A 17,947-nucleotide genomic window follows, 5' to 3' on the forward strand; every position below is an offset into this window, starting at 1 on the left:
CGCTGCGCGGCCCAACGGGGGCGAGCCCCCTCGCCACACAAGCCCGCTCCCACAGGGTTCTCTGAACATTCAGACAATCAGCACAGGTCGATTCCCATGTCCCTACCCACCCACGTACGCCTGGTCGAAGTCGGCCCCCGCGACGGTCTGCAAAACGAAGCCCAGCCCATCAGCGTTGCGGACAAGGTGCAACTGGTCGACGCACTGACCGCCGCAGGCTTGGGTTATATAGAAGTCGGCAGTTTCGTCTCGCCCAAATGGGTGCCGCAAATGGCCGGTTCCGCCGAAGTCTTCGCGCAAATCCAGCGCAAGCCGGGCGTGACCTATGGTGCCCTCGCCCCCAACCTACGGGGCTTTGAGGACGCCATCGCCGCCGGGGTCAAGGAAGTCGCCGTGTTCGCCGCTGCGTCCGAAGCGTTTTCCCAGCGCAACATCAATTGCTCGATCAGCGAGAGTCTGGAGCGCTTCGTGCCGATCATGGACGCCGCCAAACAACACGGCGTCAGCGTGCGCGGTTACGTGTCCTGCGTGCTGGGTTGCCCTTATGAAGGTGACATCGCACCGGAACAAGTCGCCCGGGTCGCTCGCGAGCTCTATGCGATGGGCTGCTACGAGGTTTCGCTGGGAGACACCATCGGCACCGGCACCGCTGGCGCGACCCGCAAGATGTTCGAAGTGGTGTCGGCCGATGTGCCGCGGGAAAAGCTGGCCGGGCACTTTCACGATACCTACGGCCAGGCCATGGCCAACATCTACGCCAGCCTGCTGGAAGGCATCGCGGTGTTCGACAGCTCCATCGCCGGCCTCGGCGGCTGCCCGTACGCCAAGGGCGCCAGCGGCAATGTCGCGACCGAAGACGTGGTTTACCTGCTCAATGGCTTGGGCATCGAGACCGGAATCGACCTGGACGCCTTGATTCGGGCCGGCCAGCAGATCTGCTCGGTACTGGGGCGCCCTACCGGTTCGCGCGTGGCCAAAGCCCGCAGCGCACAGTGACAGTGTGAATGTGTCCGGGTGTTACCGCGTGTTCTGAAACGTGGGCGGAAACGAGTAACACGGAAACAAATTGTCGGGTTCAGGCTGGATCAAAAATCCTACGAAAAACTCAAAGCATTGAATTTAAAGAGTTTTTAAAAGTTGGCACGGCTTCTGCTATCTCTATGGCATAACAAGAATAAAAACTGCAAACCAACAAAAATAAGACGTAACGACTCTGACATAACAAGAACAACACGGCAGAGACGCAGCTAACAGATTTTTTTGGAGAGGATGTGCTTTTCAGGGTGCTTTTCGAAGTAACCCGCAACCGGGCAGAGAACAATAAAACTACCTTCAGGTAGCTCCCGAACTGGTTGGATCGCTTGGCGAAAAAGTAGATCAGCGCTCAAAAAAATACGTTTGCTCTTGATCCCGGATGGGGATCGACAAAAACAGCGGTAAAGGGCCACGGTTGCCAAAAACAACAACAGACCGCCCCTCAATAATAAAAAAAGAGCACGTACGACAAAATTAAAGGGGAGCTTCGGCTCCCCTTTGTGCTTTCTGGCCTTCCGTTTTTTCCTGAAAAGATCGCAGCCTTCGGTGCTCCTACATGGTTTTGTGTACATCTATAGGAGCTGCCGAAGACTGCGATCTTTTGATCTTCAACGCATCGCTTTGAGCTCCTCAATGCTGATTTCACGCATCCGGAACTTCTGGATCTTCCCCGTCACCGTCATCGGAAACTCTTCCACGAACTTGAAGTAACGCGGCGTCTTGAAGTGTGCGATGCGCTCCTTGCACCAGGCTTGCAGTTCCTGCTCGGTGGCGCTGTGGCCGGAGTGAAATTTGATCCAGGCGACGATCTCTTCGCCGTAGCGGGAGCAAGGAATGCCGATCACCTGCACATCCGCTATCGCCGGGTGGGTGAAGAAGAACTCTTCCAGCTCCCTTGGGTAAACATTCTCTCCGCCGCGGATGATCATGTCCTTGTTACGCCCGGCGATGCACACGTAGCCTTCGTCGTTCATGCTCGCCAGATCGCCGGTGTGCATCCAGCCCGCCTCATCGATAGCCTCGGCGGTGCCTTGCGGATTACTCCAGTAGCCGAGCATCACGCTGTAGCCCCGAGTACACAGCTCACCGATGGTGCCGCGCGGTACCAGGTTGCCCGCCTCGTCGATGATTTTGCTTTCCAGTTGCGGCTGGGTTCGGCCAACGGTGGTGACACGCAATTCCAGCTCGTCTGACGGACCGGTCTGCAAAGACACGGGGCTGGTTTCCGTCATGCCGTAGGCAATCTGCACTTCGCTCATGTGCATTTCATTGATAACCCGGCGCATCACCTCGATCGGACAGGTCGCCCCGGCCATGATTCCGGTGCGCAGTCTCGACAAATCAAACTCGGCGCGTTTGGGCTGATCGAGCATGGCGATGAACATGGTCGGCACGCCGTAAAGCGCGGTGGCTTTTTCTTCGGCGACGGTGCTCAGCGTCAGCAATGGATCGAAGGCGTCGTTGGGGTAAATCATGGTGCTGGCGTGAGTGACGCAGCCAAGATTGCCCATGACCATGCCAAAGCAGTGATACAGCGGCACCGGAATCACCAGCCGATCATTGGCCGTCAGCCCGAGACTTTCGCCGACCATGTAACCGTTGTTGAGAATGTTGTAGTGGCTGAGGGTCGCGCCCTTGGGGAATCCGGTGGTGCCGGAGGTGTACTGGATGTTTACCGCTTGGTCAAAATGCAGGCTGTCCTGGCGTTCGCGCAAATGCTCGATCGACACGCTGGCCGCCAGATCGGTCAGCTGCGACCACGGCAGGAAACCCGACGGCGGCTGCGTATCCAGACTGATCACCCCGCGCAGTTCCGGCAGGCGTTCGCTCTGCAACTGGCCGATGGATTGCTCCGCCAGTTCCGGTACCAGCCCTTGCAACATGGCGTGATAGTCGGAAGTCTTGAAGGCCCCGGCACAGACCAGCCATTGGCAACCGGACTGCTTCAACACGTATTCGAGTTCGGAACTGCGGTAAGCCGGATTGATGTTGACTAGGATCACGCCGATTTTCGCGCTGGCAAACTGGCTGATGCACCACTGGGCACAATTCGGCGCCCAGATGCCGAGCCGGTCACCGGCCTGCAAGCCCAGCGCCAAAAATGCTCTGGCGTGTAAGTCGACGGCCTCTGACAGCTGCTGCCAGGTGTAACGCAGCCGTTGATGGCGCACGACCAGCGCCTCTCCGTTCGGGTATTGCGCGACCGTGTTATCGAACGCCTGACCGATGGTCATCGCCAGCAAGGCTTTGTCCTGGGAACCACGGGTATAGCTGCGCTGCGGGCTTGCACTGGGTTGATCCATGACGACCCCCTATTGTCTTTATTGTAGGAGCGAGGCTTGTGTGGCGAGGGAGCTTGCTCCCTCGCCACAGTCGTTCAAAACTTGCTCTACTCTCGCCTAAGCTGACGTTAACGTAAAGGGTGATTGACAGCCATTCGTCACAAGCTTACGTTAACGTAAAGGTGAGAGCCGAATCACTGCTCTCCCCACCCTACAAAAAAGCTAAAAGGTGCCCCATGAGTTACCCATCCCTGAACTTTGCCCTCGGTGAAACCATCGACATGCTGCGCGATCAGGTTCAGTCCTTCGTCGCCAAAGAGATCGCGCCGCGCGCCGCTCAGATCGACATCGACAACCTGTTCCCCGCCGACCTGTGGCGCAAATTCGGCGACATGGGCCTGCTCGGCATTACCGTGTCGGAAGAGTACGGCGGTGCTGGCCTGGGTTACCTGGCGCACGTCGTCGCCATGGAAGAAATCAGCCGTGGTTCGGCCTCGGTCGCCCTGTCCTACGGCGCCCATTCCAACCTGTGCGTCAACCAGATCAACCGCAACGGCACTCACGAACAGAAAAGCAAATACCTGCCGAAACTGATCAGCGGCGAGCACATCGGTGCCCTGGCCATGAGCGAACCGAATGCCGGCTCCGACGTGGTCTCGATGAAACTGCGCGCCGACAAACGCGGCGATCACTACGTACTCAACGGCAGCAAAACCTGGATCACCAACGGCCCCGACGCCAACACCTACGTGATCTACGCCAAGACCGACCTGGAAAAAGGTCCCCACGGCATCACCGCGTTCATCGTTGAACGTGACTCGAAAGGCTTCAGCCGCAGCAGCAAGTTCGACAAGCTCGGCATGCGCGGTTCGAACACCTGCGAGCTGTTTTTCGATGACGTCGAAGTGCCGGAAGAAAATATCCTCGGCGTGCTCAACGGCGGCGTGAAAGTGCTGATGAGCGGCCTCGACTACGAGCGCGTTGTGCTCTCGGGCGGCCCGACCGGGATCATGCAGGCCTGCATGGACTTGATCGTTCCGTACATCCATGACCGCAAACAGTTCGGCCAGAGCATCGGCGAATTCCAGCTGATCCAGGGCAAAGTCGCCGACATGTACACCCAACTCAATGCCAGCCGCGCCTACCTCTACGCGGTGGCCCAGGCGTGCGAGCGCGGCGAAACCGCGCGCAAGGACGCCGCCGGCGTCATCCTCTACAGCGCCGAATGCGCGACCCGAATGGCCCTCGACGCGATCCAGATTCTTGGCGGTAACGGCTACATCAACGAATTCCCGGCCGGTCGTCTGCTGCGTGACGCCAAGCTGTATGAAATCGGCGCAGGCACCAGTGAGATCCGTCGCATGCTGATCGGTCGCGAACTGTTCAACGAAACCCGCTAAACGGAGCTGCACATGGCTATCCTGCATACCCAGCTCAACCCCCGTTCAGCGGAGTTCGCGGCCAACAGCGCGGCGATGCTCAAACAGGTCGACGCCCTGCACACCCTGCTTGCGCAAGTGCAGCAAGGTGGCGGCCTGAAGGCTCAAGAACGCCACACCTCGCGAGGCAAATTGCTGCCGCGTGAACGGATCAATCGCCTGCTCGATCCGGGCTCGCCGTTTCTCGAGATCAGCCAATTGGCGGCCTACGCGGTCTACGGCGAAGACGTTCCCGCCGCTGGGGTGATTGCCGGAATCGGTCGGGTGGAGGGCGTCGAATGCATGATCGTCGCCAACGATGCCACCGTGAAAGGCGGCTCGTATTACCCACTGACCGTGAAAAAACACCTGCGCGCGCAGACCATCGCCCAGCAAAATCGCCTGCCCTGCATTTATCTGGTGGACTCCGGCGGCGCCAACTTGCCGCGTCAGGATGAAGTATTTCCGGACCGCGAACACTTCGGGCGGATCTTCTTCAACCAGGCCAACATGAGCGCCATGGGCATTCCGCAGATTGCGGTGGTCATGGGCTCGTGCACCGCCGGTGGCGCTTATGTACCCGCGATGGCCGATGAAGCAATCATGGTCCGTCAGCAGGCCACGATTTTCCTCGCCGGCCCACCGCTGGTGAAAGCCGCGACGGGTGAAGTGGTCAGCGCCGAAGACCTCGGCGGGGCCGATGTGCACTGCAAGATTTCCGGTGTCGCCGACCACTATGCCGAAAGCGATGAACACGCCCTCGCATTGGCCCGGCGCAGCGTCGCCAACCTCAATTGGCGCAAGCTCGGCGAACTGCAACAACGCACGCCGATCGCGCCGCTGTACAGCAGCGACGAGTTGTATGGTGTGGTGTCGGCGGACGCCAAGCAACCGTTCGACGTACGCGAAGTGATCGCGCGCCTGGTCGACGGCTCGGTGCTCGATGAATTCAAGGCCTTGTTCGGCACGACGTTGGTGTGCGGCTTTGCCCACCTGCACGGTTACCCGATCGCGATCCTCGCCAACAACGGCATCCTGTTCGCCGAAGCCGCGCAGAAAGGCGCGCACTTCATCGAACTGGCCTGCCAGCGCGGCATCCCGTTGCTGTTCCTGCAAAACATCACCGGCTTCATGGTCGGCCAGAAATACGAGGCCGGCGGCATCGCCAAGCACGGCGCGAAACTGGTGACCGCCGTGGCGTGTGCCAAGGTGCCGAAATTCACCGTGATCATCGGCGGCAGCTTCGGCGCCGGTAACTACGGCATGTGCGGTCGGGCTTACGATCCACGCTTCCTGTGGATGTGGCCGAACGCGCGGATCGGCGTGATGGGTGCCGAACAGGCGGCGGGCGTGCTGGTGCAGGTCAAGCGTGAGCAGGCCGAGCGCAGTGGCCATGGTTTCAGCGCCGAACAGGAAGCCGAGATCAAGCAACCGATCCTCGATCAATACGAAGAACAGGGGCATCCCTATTATTCCAGCGCTCGACTGTGGGACGACGGTGTCATCGACCCGGCGCAGACCCGCGACGTGCTGGCCCTGGCCTTGTCGGCGTCGCTGAATGCGCCAATCGAACCGAGCCGCTTCGGCGTGTTCCGGATGTAATTTTTTTGTGGGTGCGGGCTTGTGTGGCGAGGGGGCTTGCCCCCGTTCGATTGCGAAGCAATCGTAAAACCGGATATCGCGTTCGCGAGCAAACACGCCCCCACAAGGACCGTGGAGACGGATGAATATGAGCGACTTCAACACCCTCGAACTGCTGAGCGATCCAAGGGGTTTTGCGACCTTGTGGCTCAGCCGTGAAGAAAAGAACAACGCCTTCAACGCCGAAATGATCCGCGAACTGATCCTCGCCCTGGACAAAGTATCGAGCGATCCCAGCCTGCGCTTTCTGTTGATCCGCGGTCGCGGCAAGCATTTCAGCGCCGGTGCCGATCTGGCCTGGATGCAGCAATCGGCCGAACTCGATTACCACACCAACCTCGACGACGCCCGGGAACTGGCAGAATTGATGTACAACCTCGCCAAACTGAAAGTCCCGACCGTGGCGGTGGTGCAAGGCGCGGCCTATGGCGGCGCGCTGGGCCTGATCAGCTGCTGCGACATGGCCATCGGCGCCGACGACGCGCAGTTCTGCCTGTCGGAAGTGCGCATCGGCCTGGCGCCAGCGGTCATCAGCCCGTTCGTGGTGCAAGCCATCGGCGAGCGCGCGGCACGCCGCTATGCCTTGACCGCCGAACGTTTTGGCGGGCAACGGGCTCGGGAAATCGGCTTGTTGTCGGAGAGCTACCCGATGGCTGAGCTGGAGCAGAAAGTCGATCAGTGGATCGACAACCTGCTGCTCAACAGCCCGGCGGCCATGCGCGCCAGCAAGGATTTGCTGCGTGAAGTCGGCCACGGCGCGCTGACCCCGGCGTTGCGGCGCTACACCGAGAATGCCATCGCCCGGATCCGCGTCAGTCCCGAAGGCCAGGAAGGCCTGCGCGCCTTCCTGCAAAAACGCCCGCCGAACTGGCAAGCCGAAACCACCCTCAAGGAGCCGCGTTGATGAGCGCACCTGTTCTCACCACCTTGCTGGTGGCCAACCGCGGCGAAATCGCTTGCCGAGTGATGCGCACCGCCAAGGCGCTGGGCCTGACCACCGTGGCCGTGCACAGCGCCACCGACCGTGACGCCCGGCACAGCCGCGAAGCCGATATCCGCGTCGACCTGGGCGGCAGCAAAGCTGCCGACAGTTACCTGCAAATCGACAAACTGATCGCTGCCGCGAAAGCCAGCGGCGCTCAGGCGATTCATCCCGGTTATGGCTTTCTCTCGGAAAACGCCGGGTTCGCCCGCGCGATCGAAGCGGCCGGCCTGATCTTCCTCGGCCCGCCCGCCTCGGCCATCGATGCCATGGGCAGCAAGTCCGCGGCCAAAGCCTTGATGGAAACCGCCGGCGTGCCGCTGGTGCCCGGCTATCACGGCGAAGCCCAAGACCTCGAGACCTTCCGCGACGCCTGCGAACGCATCGGTTATCCGGTGCTGCTCAAAGCCACGGCGGGCGGCGGCGGCAAAGGCATGAAAGTGGTCGAGGATGTCAGCCAACTGGCCGAAGCCCTGGCCTCGGCGCAACGTGAAGCGCTGTCGTCGTTCGGCGATTCGCGGATGTTGGTGGAAAAGTACCTGCTCAAGCCACGCCACGTGGAAATCCAGGTATTCGCCGACCAGCATGGCAACTGCCTGTACCTCAACGAACGTGATTGCTCGATCCAGCGCCGGCATCAGAAAGTCGTCGAAGAAGCCCCGGCTCCGGGTCTAAGCCCGGAACTGCGTCGGGCCATGGGCGAAGCCGCTGTGCGCTCGGCACAGGCCATCGGCTACGTCGGTGCCGGCACCGTGGAGTTTTTGCTGGATGCGCGTGGCGAGTTCTTCTTCATGGAGATGAACACGCGCTTGCAAGTCGAGCACCCGGTCACCGAAGCCATCACCGGCCTCGACCTGGTGGCCTGGCAGATTCGCGTGGCACGCGGCGAAGCGCTGCCCATGACTCAAGACCAGGTACCGCTGATCGGCCATGCGATCGAAGTGCGGCTGTACGCCGAAGACCCGGGCCATGATTTTCTGCCGGCCACCGGCCGTCTGGCGTTGTACCGTGAATCCGCCGAAGGGCCAGGACGTCGTGTCGACAGTGGCGTTGAAGAAGGCGATGAGATTTCGCCGTTCTACGACCCAATGCTCGGCAAGCTGATTGCCTGGGGCGAAGACCGTGAACAGGCGCGGCTGCGTTTGCTGAGCATGCTTGATGAGTTTGCCATTGGCGGACTGAAGACCAACATCAACTTCCTGCGCCGAATCATCGGTCACCCGGCGTTTGCTGCGGCTGAACTGGATACCGGGTTCATTCCGCGTTATCAGGAACAATTGCTGCCAGAACCCGCACAGCTGAGTGATGAGTTCTGGCTAGCGGCGGCCCAGGCGTTTGCACAAAGCCAGGCGAATACTCCGCGCGCCGATGACCTGGGTTCGCCCTGGGCGATTAACAACGGTTTGCGTGCCGGATTGCCGCCTGAAATCACTCTGCATTTGAGTTGCGAAGGGCAAGACCGGGCACTGACGCTCGGCGCTGCCGATGCTCATACCGCGCAGCTCAAGGGTGAATACCTGCTGACAGTACACAACGGCTTGCGCCGCCAGCACCGGGCAATCCGCCGTGGCGACACGTTGTATCTGCAATGGGACGGTGAGCTGCGCCGCATCGAGTCGTATGACCCGATCGGTGCCGTCGAAGCCAGTCACAGCCATCAGGGCGGACTCACCGCACCCATGAACGGCAGCATCGTGCGAGTACTGGTGGAGGCCGGGCAAACAGTCGACGCCGGCGCGCAATTGGTGGTATTGGAAGCGATGAAGATGGAGCACAGCATTCGCGCGCCGCACGCCGGAGTGATCAAGGCATTGTATTGCCAGGAAGGCGAAATGGTCAGCGAAGGCAGTGCGTTGGTGGAGTTGGAACACGCGTGAAATGAAGATCGGTCCTACGCTACGCGAGGACCGATCTGATTAAAATTTGGCGGTTGCCTGAACTACCACGCCGATGATTCGGCATTCTTCGGTGTAAAGCGCTTTCGGATAGGTCGGATTAAGCGGGACCAGATAACGCTGCCCGCCCTCTTCGATCAATTTACGAAAAACCGCTTCAGTGCTGCCGGGCCATTGGGCAATCACCAGTCTGCCAGGCTCCGGCACAATGGCTGGGTCCACCAGAATCAACATATCCGCGGCAATGCTCACACCCGTGGGGGCGGTCATCGCATCGCCGACCACCACCAGCCAGAATGCTGCGCCCTGTGCGTGGTAATCGGACAGCTCGAAGCGCGGCTTGCTGACCGCCGATGAGGCGCCATAGGGCGATAACTCTCCGTCACGCACCTCCCCGGTTTTTCGCCAGTCACTGACCGGGTAGCGAAAGTACGGGTTGTACTTCTGCGCCAGAGAGATCTCTTCATCCTGTGAGACCTGCGGTTCCCTGATCACCATCGCGACTTCCAGATAGTCCATCCCCAGTGCCTGCAAGACACGGTTCATCTCCTGGATGCCAGGTTGACGACGTTTATTCAGCCAATGGCCGACGCCGCCCTGAGACATTCCGATGCGCTCGGCGAGTATTTCCTGAGTGACTTTGAGTTCACTCATTTTGGCCTTGACCAATTCAATCCATTTATCCATGTGCGGCACGATACGTGGGGTACTCCGAGCATCAAAACACAAATTGTAGTATTTAAATTAAAGAAACAACTACAGCACGTACTAAGCTGAGCTCACGGATTTCAATCTAATCACGGAGCTTGCCATCGTCATGACCATCCCCAGCAATACCCTGCCCGACATGCAATTCGATACCACCCTCAGCTCGCCAAAAGGCTCTGCCGCCGCACAGCGGGCGCTTGACTATTACTTGAAACCAGCTGTGTCAGAAGTGGCCAGCGAGGCACGTTTCTTTGATGTGAACCGTAGCATCAGCAGCGAAGAGGCGCTGGTCCATGCTTCGGATCTGTTGCGATGTGCCGCCGCCACCGCACATGAATCAGCCAACCAACTGCAGGGCACAGGTCGGGATCTGGCATTTTCGACGGTGCACATGATCGACATGGCCAAGGCGATGGTCGACCGGTCTTTGGAGCGCGATCAGAACGATTGAGGGAGGAGGCGCTCAGGTGGAGAACCGGAAAAAATTTCAAATTGAGCAGATAAAAACATTTGACTTGCAAATGATAATGATTACTATTGCTGCAACTGATCGCGAGATCAGCCGATGGCTCAAGGGACCTTAGGTCGGTCTCATGGACTATCTCCTCATCAGGCTAATCACGGTTTTTGACCCGGCTTTTTGCCGGGTTTTTTTTTGCGCCCAGCATGGGCGCAATTCTGTGGTGAAAGCCCAACGCGTCTTTGCCGAACTCAATCTCTCAAGCCACCTGGTGCGGGCTAGCATGCAGGGTGGAAGCGGCCTATGCAGGCCACCCCTATGCCGATCCTGCGAACTTTGCAGATTTTGCTGACTCTCAAGCAGCAGACAAGGTTAAGCTGAATCCTGCCTGGCACCGCCAGTCTGTACCAATAGAAAGCGGCTAATAAGAAGTGAACCACCATCATGGGTAGAGTCGTTGCTGCTGCGGTTTACAGCGCCGGTAAGAAAGTCACCAATATCACCCTCGACGAAGGCGCCGCCTGGGCTGCCAAGCCTGGCCACTTTGTCTGGATCGGTCTCGAAGAGCCGAACGCCGAGGAGCTGTTCAACCTGCAACGTCAGTTCAACTTGCACGAACTGGCCATCGAAGACGCCCTGGAAAAACACAGCCGACCGAAGCTGGAAACCTTCGGCGATGCACTGTTTATCGTCACGTATTCGCCGATCCGCAATGAAGGCAAATTGCAGTTCATCGAGACTCATATCTTCGCCGGCAAGGGCTATATCATTACCGCGCGTAACGGTCATTCGGCGTCCTACGCCTATGTCCGACAGCGTTGTGAGGCGCGACCGCTGTTGCTGGAACACGGGGAAGATTTCGTACTCTATGCCATCCTTGACTTCGTGATTGAAAACTACCAGCCGATGGGCGAAGCGATCCATGCCGAAATCGATGAGCTGGAGAGCAATGTCATGTGTGGCGCCCTGAACGAGCGAGACATCCAGAAACTCCACAGCCTGCGCCGCGATGTGTTGCGCTTGCGTCGGTTTGCGGCGCCGATGGTGGAGATCGGTGAGGAATTGCAAAAGCTGAGCTTTCCGTTCATCGACAAGAACATGCGTCCGTACTTCCGCGATGTGCAGATTCATGTCACGCGGCAGATGGAAGACCTGACGACTCTGGCGGACATTGCCAGCCAGACCATCGAAGTCGGTGTATTGCTGGAGGCATCACGGCAGAGCGTGGTGCAACGCAAGTTTGCGGCATGGGCAGCGATTCTGGCCTTCCCGACGGCGGTGGCCGGGATTTACGGGATGAACTTCCATGACATGCCGGAGTTGAGTTGGCATTACGGGTATTTCGCCGTGCTGGGATTTATCACCGTTGGGTGTGTCGGTTTGTGGGCGAGTTTCAAGCGGTCGGGGTGGTTGTAGTCAAGACCGAGGCGTCGGGGGTGTACGGGATTCTGTGTAAACGGCGTTGCTGTTAATCCTGCAAAAGCCGGTCTTCGAACTGGATACTGAACCGGTTCAAGGCCCCCGCCCAGTCCCTGATTGGCATTGTCCACTTCTTGCTGATGTTATTCAGCGCCAGATAAAAGAGCTTCATAACCGCGTCATCAGTCGGGAATGAGGCTCTGCTTTTGGTGACCTTGCGCAAGCTCATGTTGATCGACTCGATGGCGTTGGTGGTATAGATCACCGTCCGTATCTCAGGTGGATAATCGAATAGAGGTATGACCCTCGCCCAGTTTTTGCGCCATGACTGGCTGATCAGAGGGTATCGATCATCCCATTTGGCCTCGAAATCGGTCAGCTTTTGCTCGGCCATTTCAACCGTCGTCGAGCGGTAAATAAGCTTGAGGTCGGCAGCGGCTTCGCGTTGATGCTTCCACGATACGAACTTCAAGCTGTTGCGCACCATATGCACGATGCACAGTTGAACCGAGGCTTGCGGATAGACCACTTCGATCGCCTCAGGAAAGCCCTTGAGCCCATCCACGCAGGCGATAAAGATGTCTTTTACCCCGCGTGTTTTAAGCTCTGTGACTACTTGCAGCCAGAATTTGGCACCTTCAGTCTGTGCGATCCACAATCCTAGAACTTCTTTTCGACCGTCCATATTGACGCCAATGGCCAAGTAAACCGCCTTGGTTCTGACCGCGCCACTGTCGCGCACTTTGACGTGAATGCAATCGAGGTAGAGGATCGGATAGAGCTCGTCCAGAGGACGCGATTGCCAGACTTTGACCTCTTCGCTAACGGCGTCGGTAATCGCCGAGATGAGGCTAGGAGAGACCTCTGTGCCGTACATCTCCTGCAGGTGCCCCTGAATTTCCCGAACAGTCATCCCTCGGGCGTACAGCGAAATGACCTTGTCATCGAAGCCGGTCCAACGCGTCTGGTGCTTGGAAACTAGCTGGGGCTCGAACATTCCCTGGCGATCACGGGGAATCTCCAGCGGTAGCTCGCCAAAGTCGCCCTTGAGCGTCTTACCGCTATGGCCGTTGCGAGCATTTCCTTCGGCATTGGTAACGGCTGCGCTTTTGTCATGCCCCAGGTGCTCGGTCATTTCAGCTTCCAGGGCTCGTTCGACGAGCATCTTGGTGAGCTGCTTGAGCAGGCCATTTTCGCCGATCAGATCTTCGGGTTTTCGGTAGTTGGCCAACAGGCTGTCGGCCAGCTTTACCAGTTCAGGATCGGGTTTGACTCGTTTAGTGCGCTTGGGCTCGGTCATTGAGACTCCTTGGGAAAGGCAGTGTGCGCCTAATGACCGTTTACACAAACCTCAGGACACCCTCGAGGCGTCTGCGAAATTCGCAGGCGCCTTTAAGGCTTAACCGACTCACCCTCAGGCTTGTGCGCCACAAATCGCATCATCCACTCTGCGACGGTAGTGCCGTGATGCTCATGTTCAAGACTCGCCATACCTTTCGAATAAATCTGCTCGCCCAGCGCTTCCTGACGAATATCCAACAATGCCCGTGAGTAATCGTGAATGAACTCCGGATGCCCCTGGAAGCACAGCACTTGATCGTTGATGTGATATGCGGCGAATGGGCAGAAATCACTCGAGGCGATGACCGTAGCGTTTTTTGGCAGCGCGGTGACCTGATCCTGGTGACTGATCAGCAGCGTCAGTTCCTCCCTCAGCGGGCTCATCCACGGCGCCTTGGCCGCGAGTTTGTACTTGTGGGTGCCGACGCCCCAGCCCTGGGTCGCCCGCTCGCTCTTGCCACCCAACAACAGCGCCAGCAATTGATGGCCGAAGCACACGCCCAGTAGTTTGTCGCCGCGCTCGTAACGGCTCAGCAAGTACGTTTTGAGGGTTTCAATCCACGGATCGGTGCCGAAGGAATCGGCTTTGCTGCCGGTAACCAGATAGGCATCGAAGGTCAGGTCATCGCTGGGATAATCACCCTGCATCACGTTGTATACGGTGAACTCGGCGGCGATGGGTTGCTGCGAAAACAGACGCTGGAACATCTGCCCGTAACCCTGATATTGATCGACCAGTTCCGGACGCAGGATGTCGGTTTCCAGAATGCAGATGCGTAACGACATAAAAAATACCTGACACATGAAGGGAATAATGCACACCCCAGAGCCTGCCTTGAAACACGGTGGCAAGGCAAGCCCCGGAACGGGTCATCGGTCCCTTTAGAACAACGCGTCTTTGGCCGCCTTCTCCAACAGCAGCGCAGGCGGTGTGAAACGCTCGCCGTACTGCTCGGCCAGGTACTGAGCGCGGGCGACGAAATCTTGCACGCCGTACTGATTGATGAACTGCAGCGCACCACCGGTCCAGGCCGCGAAGCCGATGCCGAAGATCGAGCCGACGTTGGCATCCGCCGTCGAGGTCAGCACGCCCTCCTCCATACAGCGCACGGTTTCGATGGCTTGGACGAATAGCAGTCGATCGCGTATGTCCTTCGGCGAAATCTGCCCATCGGCTTTCTCGAAACGGCTTTTAAGTTCAGGCCACAAATGCTTCTGCCCTGTGGCCGGGTAATCGTAGAAACCACCCCCAGCGGCCTTGCCCGGACGTTTGTATTCCTTGAGCAACAAGTCAATCACGGCGAACGCCGGATGCTCAATCAGGGGTTTCCCTTCTGCTCGCAGGTCTTTGGCGGTTTGCTCGCGGATGTGGCTCATGAGGCTGAGGGAAACTTCGTCGGAGATCGCCAGAGGCCCGACGGGCATGCCAGCCTTGCGTGCTTCGGTCTCGATCATCGGCGCGCTCACGCCTTCGCCGAGCATGGCGATGCCTTCATTGGTGAAGGTGCCAAATACTCGCGAGGTAAAGAAGCCGCGACTGTCGTTGACCACAATCGGCGTTTTCTTGATTTGCAGGACGAAATCGAACCCGCGCGCCAGGGTTTCGTCGCTGGTATGGACACCTTTGATGATTTCCACCAGCGGCATTTTCTCCACGGGACTGAAGAAATGCAGGCCGATGAATTTCGTCTGGTCCGGCACTGCCGTGGCCAGGCCGCTGATCGGCAAGGTCGAAGTGTTGGAGGCGATGACCGCGTCCGGGCCGACGACGGCTTGCACGGCTGAAGAGACCTTGGCCTTCAGTTCGCGGTCTTCAAACACCGCTTCAATGATCAGATCGCAACCCGCCAGGTCCGCATCGTTTTCGGTGGCATGGATTCGCGCCAAAACCTCTTCGCGCTGCTCCCGGGTTAACTGACCACGCGCAACTTTCTTGTCCAGCAACGCCGCCGAGTGAGCCTTGCCCTTCTCTGCCGCGGCGAGGTTGATGTCTTTGAGCACCACGTCGATGCCGGCTGATGCGCTGACAAACGCGATGCCCGCGCCCATCATCCCGGCGCCGAGCACGCCGGCTTTCTTCGTCACGTAAGGCGCTATGCCTTGGGGCCGTGAGCCGCCGGCATTGATCTCATTGAGCTGAAACCAGAACGTGCCAATGAGGTTTTTCGACACCTGGCCGGTTGTCAGCTCGGTGAAGTAGCGGGTTTCGATCAGGTGCGCCGTGTCGAAATCCACCTGGGCGCCTTCCACCGCAGCACAGAGAATTTTCTCCGGCGCGGGCAGACAGCCCTCAGTTTTGCTGCGCAGAATCGATGGCGTGATAGCAAGCATCGGTGCGAGCTTCGGATCCGACGGCGTGCCGCCAGGGATCTGATAACCCTTCACGTCCCAGCGCTGCACAGCGACCGGGTGAGCGACAATCCACGCCCGCGCCTTGGCCATCAGCTCATCGCGATCGGCGGCTAACTCGTCAATCAAACGCGCCTGTAACGCCTGTTGCGGGCGGATTTTTTTGCCTTCAAGCAGATACGGCAGGGCTTTTTCAATGCCCAGCATGCGGACCATGCGCACTACCCCGCCGCTGCCCGGCAACAGGCCTAGGGTGACTTCGGGCAGGCCCAGTAGCACCGACGGATGGTCCAGCGCCACGCGGTGATGGCACGCCAGGCAGATTTCCCAACCGCCGCCGAGCGCCGCGCCGTTAATGGCGGCAACCACCGGTTTGCCGAGGGTTTCCAGGGTGCGCAGTTGGCCCTTGAGTGTCAGCACCCTGTCGTAAAAGGCTTTGGCTTCGGGTTTGCCGACCTTGATCAGTTCATTAAGGTCGCCGCCGGCGAAGAAGGTCTTCTTGGCCGAGGTGATGATCACGCCGGCAATGGCGTCCTTGTCGGCGACCAGTCGGGCGACGCAGGTGGCCATGGCGTCGCGGTAGACCGCGTTCATGGTGTTGGCACTCTGGCCTGGCATGTCGATGGTCAGGACGACGATCTGGTCCTGACCTTTTTCGTAACGGATGGCTTCGGTCATGGCTATTTCCTTGAAATCGGGGCTCAGAGGCGTTCGATGATGGTGGCAATGCCCATGCCGCCGCCGACACACAATGTCGCCAGGCCATAGCGCAGGCGCCGGGCTTCCAGTTCATCGAGCAGCGTGCCGAGAATCGCGCAGCCGGTGGCGCCGAGCGGATGGCCCATGGCGATGGAGCCACCGTTGACGTTGACCTTGTCGGGGTCGATGGCCATGTCCTTGATGAACTTGAGCACGACCGAAGCGAACGCTTCGTTGACTTCGAACAGGTCGATGTCTTCGACCCGCAGCCCGGCCTTGGCCAGCGCCTTGCGGGTGGCCGGTGCCGGGCCGGTGAGCATGATGGTCGGGTCGGTGCTGGTGACCGCCGTGGCGACGATTCGCGCTCGCGGCTGCAAGCCCAGCGCCCGGCCACGGGCGGAGGAGCCGATCAGCATCAGCGCCGCGCCATCGACAATCCCGGAGCTGTTGCCCGGCGTGTGCACGTGGTTGATCCGCTCGATCTGGCTGTAAACCCGCAATGCCGTGGCATCGAAGCCCATTTGCCCGATCATTTCGAAACTCGGCTTGAGCTTGCCCAGACCCTCCATCGTCGATTCGGCGCGAATGAACTCATCGTGATCGAGCAGAATGATGCCGTTTTGGTCTTGCACCGGCACCAACGACTTGTTGAACGAACCGTCCGCCCGCGCCCGCGTAGCCTTCTGCTGGGAGTGCAACGCGAAGGCATCGACGTCCTGACGGCTGAAGCCTTCAATCGTGGCGATCAGGTCCGCACCCACGCCCTGAGGCGTGAAGTGGTTGTGCAAATTGGTTTCCGGATCCAGCGCCCAAGCGCCGCCATCACTGCCCATAGGCACGCGGGACATCGACTCGACGCCACCGACCACCACCAGGTCTTCGAAGCCGGAACGCACTTTCATCGCACCGAGGTTCACCGCTTCCAGCCCCGACGCGCAAAAGCGATTGAGCTGCATGCCAGCCACGCTGACGTCCCAATCGGCCACCTGCGTGGCGGTCTTGGCGATGTCGGAACCCTGATCGCCGATGGGCGTCACGCAGCCGAGCACCACATCATCGACCTGACTGGTATCGAGGGACGTGCGCTGCTGCAGCGCCGTCAGCAGCCCGGCCACCAGGTTCACTGGCTTGACGCTGTGCAAGGCGCCATTGGCCTTGCCTTTACCACGGGGCGTGCGTAACGCATCGAATATCAAAGCTTGGGTCATGACGTCCTCGAAACCTGATGGTGGATGAAGATCAAAAGATCGTCCGAACGCGGCCCGAGCCTTCGGCAGCTCCTACAGGAGACTGTGTGATCCTGATCTTTATGCCCCTCACCTTATGCGCAGCAGCCATGGATTCAATGACCACAGTGCTCATCGGCATTGACGGTCACGCTCAGACGAACGGTAGTCTGCTATCGGATAAATCGATTCACGTCACCAAGCTGTCTAGCCAACGGGCGCCCAAGAAGCTGGCCATAAGCCTCATGACACTTTTAAAGTGATGAGTACTAAATCCATACGAAATGGATCTAAGCCAAGCGTGACGCGGGCCCTAAGGTAAACCTGTACGAAGTTGTCGTCGGGTTTTGCCGAGGCACTCGTCCTACAAGGAAGTGCAGCGCTCTGCCGTCATGGATATAGGCAGGCAGGCATCAGGAAATAACAAAAAAGGCGGTCAAGCCATGTTCAAGCATTCGAAAGTTCGTCAAGCCGGGCTCATTTTATTCGCCA

13 protein-coding genes are annotated in these 17,947 nt (G+C 59.0%); 7 read left to right on the top strand and 6 right to left on the bottom strand.

Annotation, left to right across the window (positions count from 1 at the left end; genetic code table 11):
- Nucleotides 1–96 precede the first annotated feature (96 nt).
- Nucleotides 97–996: a hydroxymethylglutaryl-CoA lyase gene (locus LOY56_RS17345; RefSeq protein ID WP_258615946.1), complete on the top strand. Its 900-nt coding sequence runs from the start codon at nt 97–99 to the stop codon at nt 994–996.
- Nucleotides 997–1,643: 647 nt separating this feature from the next.
- Here the strand turns inward: LOY56_RS17345 and LOY56_RS17350 are convergent.
- Entirely contained in the window at nt 1,644–3,338 is a 1,695-nt protein-coding gene (locus tag LOY56_RS17350; RefSeq protein WP_258615947.1) for an AMP-binding protein, read from the bottom strand.
- A 215-nt stretch (nt 3,339–3,553) separates the two neighbouring features.
- Here LOY56_RS17350 and LOY56_RS17355 point away from each other — a divergent pair, with 215 nt between their 5' ends.
- From LOY56_RS17355 to LOY56_RS17370, 4 genes are all read left to right on the top strand, one after another.
- Nucleotides 3,554–4,717 carry an isovaleryl-CoA dehydrogenase gene (locus tag LOY56_RS17355; RefSeq protein WP_258615950.1) on the top strand — a complete coding sequence of 388 codons (1,164 nt, stop codon included), beginning with the start codon at nt 3,554–3,556 and terminating at the stop codon, nt 4,715–4,717.
- Between the two features lie 12 nt (nt 4,718–4,729).
- Complete coding sequence (locus tag LOY56_RS17360; protein ID WP_258615952.1) at nt 4,730–6,337, top strand: carboxyl transferase domain-containing protein; 1,608 nt, start codon at nt 4,730–4,732, stop codon at nt 6,335–6,337.
- Nucleotides 6,338–6,464: 127 nt separating this feature from the next.
- Nucleotides 6,465–7,280 carry a gamma-carboxygeranoyl-CoA hydratase gene (locus LOY56_RS17365; protein WP_258615955.1) on the top strand — a complete coding sequence of 272 codons (816 nt, stop codon included), beginning with the start codon at nt 6,465–6,467 and terminating at the stop codon, nt 7,278–7,280.
- A complete protein-coding gene (locus LOY56_RS17370) occupies nt 7,280–9,235 on the top strand; it encodes an acetyl/propionyl/methylcrotonyl-CoA carboxylase subunit alpha (protein WP_258615957.1) in 1,956 nt (651 codons plus the stop codon). The genes LOY56_RS17365 and LOY56_RS17370 overlap by 1 nt, the downstream gene beginning before the upstream one ends.
- A gap of 39 nt (nt 9,236–9,274) precedes the next feature.
- On the opposite strand, the gene LOY56_RS17375 is transcribed toward LOY56_RS17370, so the two are convergent.
- Nucleotides 9,275–9,940, bottom strand: a complete 666-nt coding sequence (locus tag LOY56_RS17375; protein ID WP_258615958.1) for a LexA family transcriptional regulator — start codon at nt 9,938–9,940, stop codon at nt 9,275–9,277.
- A gap of 130 nt (nt 9,941–10,070) precedes the next feature.
- Between LOY56_RS17375 and LOY56_RS17380 the strand changes: the two genes are divergently transcribed.
- Together LOY56_RS17380 and LOY56_RS17385 are read left to right on the top strand one after the other, a co-directional pair.
- Nucleotides 10,071–10,412, top strand: coding sequence for a DUF3077 domain-containing protein (locus LOY56_RS17380; RefSeq protein ID WP_258615959.1), 342 nt, complete (start codon nt 10,071–10,073; stop codon nt 10,410–10,412).
- Between the two features lie 453 nt (nt 10,413–10,865).
- On the top strand, nt 10,866–11,837 hold the full coding sequence (locus tag LOY56_RS17385; RefSeq protein ID WP_258615960.1) for a magnesium and cobalt transport protein CorA: 972 nt from the start codon (nt 10,866–10,868) through the stop codon (nt 11,835–11,837).
- 52 nt (nt 11,838–11,889) lie between these two features.
- On the opposite strand, the gene LOY56_RS17390 is transcribed toward LOY56_RS17385, so the two are convergent.
- From LOY56_RS17390 to LOY56_RS17405, 4 genes are all read right to left on the bottom strand, one after another.
- Nucleotides 11,890–13,140 (bottom strand): IS256 family transposase, encoded by a 1,251-nt coding sequence (locus LOY56_RS17390; RefSeq protein ID WP_258615961.1) that lies wholly within the window; start codon nt 13,138–13,140, stop codon nt 11,890–11,892.
- Nucleotides 13,141–13,232: 92 nt separating this feature from the next.
- On the bottom strand, nt 13,233–13,967 hold the full coding sequence (locus LOY56_RS17395; RefSeq protein ID WP_258615962.1) for an amidotransferase: 735 nt from the start codon (nt 13,965–13,967) through the stop codon (nt 13,233–13,235).
- A 96-nt stretch (nt 13,968–14,063) separates the two neighbouring features.
- Nucleotides 14,064–16,208 carry a 3-hydroxyacyl-CoA dehydrogenase NAD-binding domain-containing protein gene (locus LOY56_RS17400; protein ID WP_258615963.1) on the bottom strand — a complete coding sequence of 715 codons (2,145 nt, stop codon included), beginning with the start codon at nt 16,206–16,208 and terminating at the stop codon, nt 14,064–14,066.
- 23 nt (nt 16,209–16,231) lie between these two features.
- The gene (locus LOY56_RS17405; protein WP_258615964.1) at nt 16,232–17,437 is read right to left on the bottom strand and encodes an acetyl-CoA C-acetyltransferase; all 1,206 of its coding nucleotides are present in this window, start codon (nt 17,435–17,437) and stop codon (nt 16,232–16,234) included.
- Nucleotides 17,438–17,947: the final 510 nt, after the last annotated feature.

It is taken from the genome of Pseudomonas sp. B21-048, assembly GCF_024748615.1.
Lineage (GTDB): Bacteria > Pseudomonadota > Gammaproteobacteria > Pseudomonadales > Pseudomonadaceae > Aquipseudomonas.

Coding starts and splice junctions, on each gene's coding strand:
- LOY56_RS17345 (WP_258615946.1), top strand. CDS start 97: ATGTCCCTACCCACCCACGTACGCCTGGTCGAAGTCGGCCCCCGCGAC.
- LOY56_RS17350 (WP_258615947.1), bottom strand. CDS start 3,338: ATGGATCAACCCAGTGCAAGCCCGCAGCGCAGCTATACCCGTGGTTCC.
- LOY56_RS17355 (WP_258615950.1), top strand. CDS start 3,554: ATGAGTTACCCATCCCTGAACTTTGCCCTCGGTGAAACCATCGACATG.
- LOY56_RS17360 (WP_258615952.1), top strand. CDS start 4,730: ATGGCTATCCTGCATACCCAGCTCAACCCCCGTTCAGCGGAGTTCGCG.
- LOY56_RS17365 (WP_258615955.1), top strand. CDS start 6,465: ATGAGCGACTTCAACACCCTCGAACTGCTGAGCGATCCAAGGGGTTTT.
- LOY56_RS17370 (WP_258615957.1), top strand. CDS start 7,280: ATGAGCGCACCTGTTCTCACCACCTTGCTGGTGGCCAACCGCGGCGAA.
- LOY56_RS17375 (WP_258615958.1), bottom strand. CDS start 9,940: ATGGATAAATGGATTGAATTGGTCAAGGCCAAAATGAGTGAACTCAAA.
- LOY56_RS17380 (WP_258615959.1), top strand. CDS start 10,071: ATGACCATCCCCAGCAATACCCTGCCCGACATGCAATTCGATACCACC.
- LOY56_RS17385 (WP_258615960.1), top strand. CDS start 10,866: ATGGGTAGAGTCGTTGCTGCTGCGGTTTACAGCGCCGGTAAGAAAGTC.
- LOY56_RS17390 (WP_258615961.1), bottom strand. CDS start 13,140: ATGACCGAGCCCAAGCGCACTAAACGAGTCAAACCCGATCCTGAACTG.
- LOY56_RS17395 (WP_258615962.1), bottom strand. CDS start 13,967: ATGTCGTTACGCATCTGCATTCTGGAAACCGACATCCTGCGTCCGGAA.
- LOY56_RS17400 (WP_258615963.1), bottom strand. CDS start 16,208: ATGACCGAAGCCATCCGTTACGAAAAAGGTCAGGACCAGATCGTCGTC.
- LOY56_RS17405 (WP_258615964.1), bottom strand. CDS start 17,437: ATGACCCAAGCTTTGATATTCGATGCGTTACGCACGCCCCGTGGTAAA.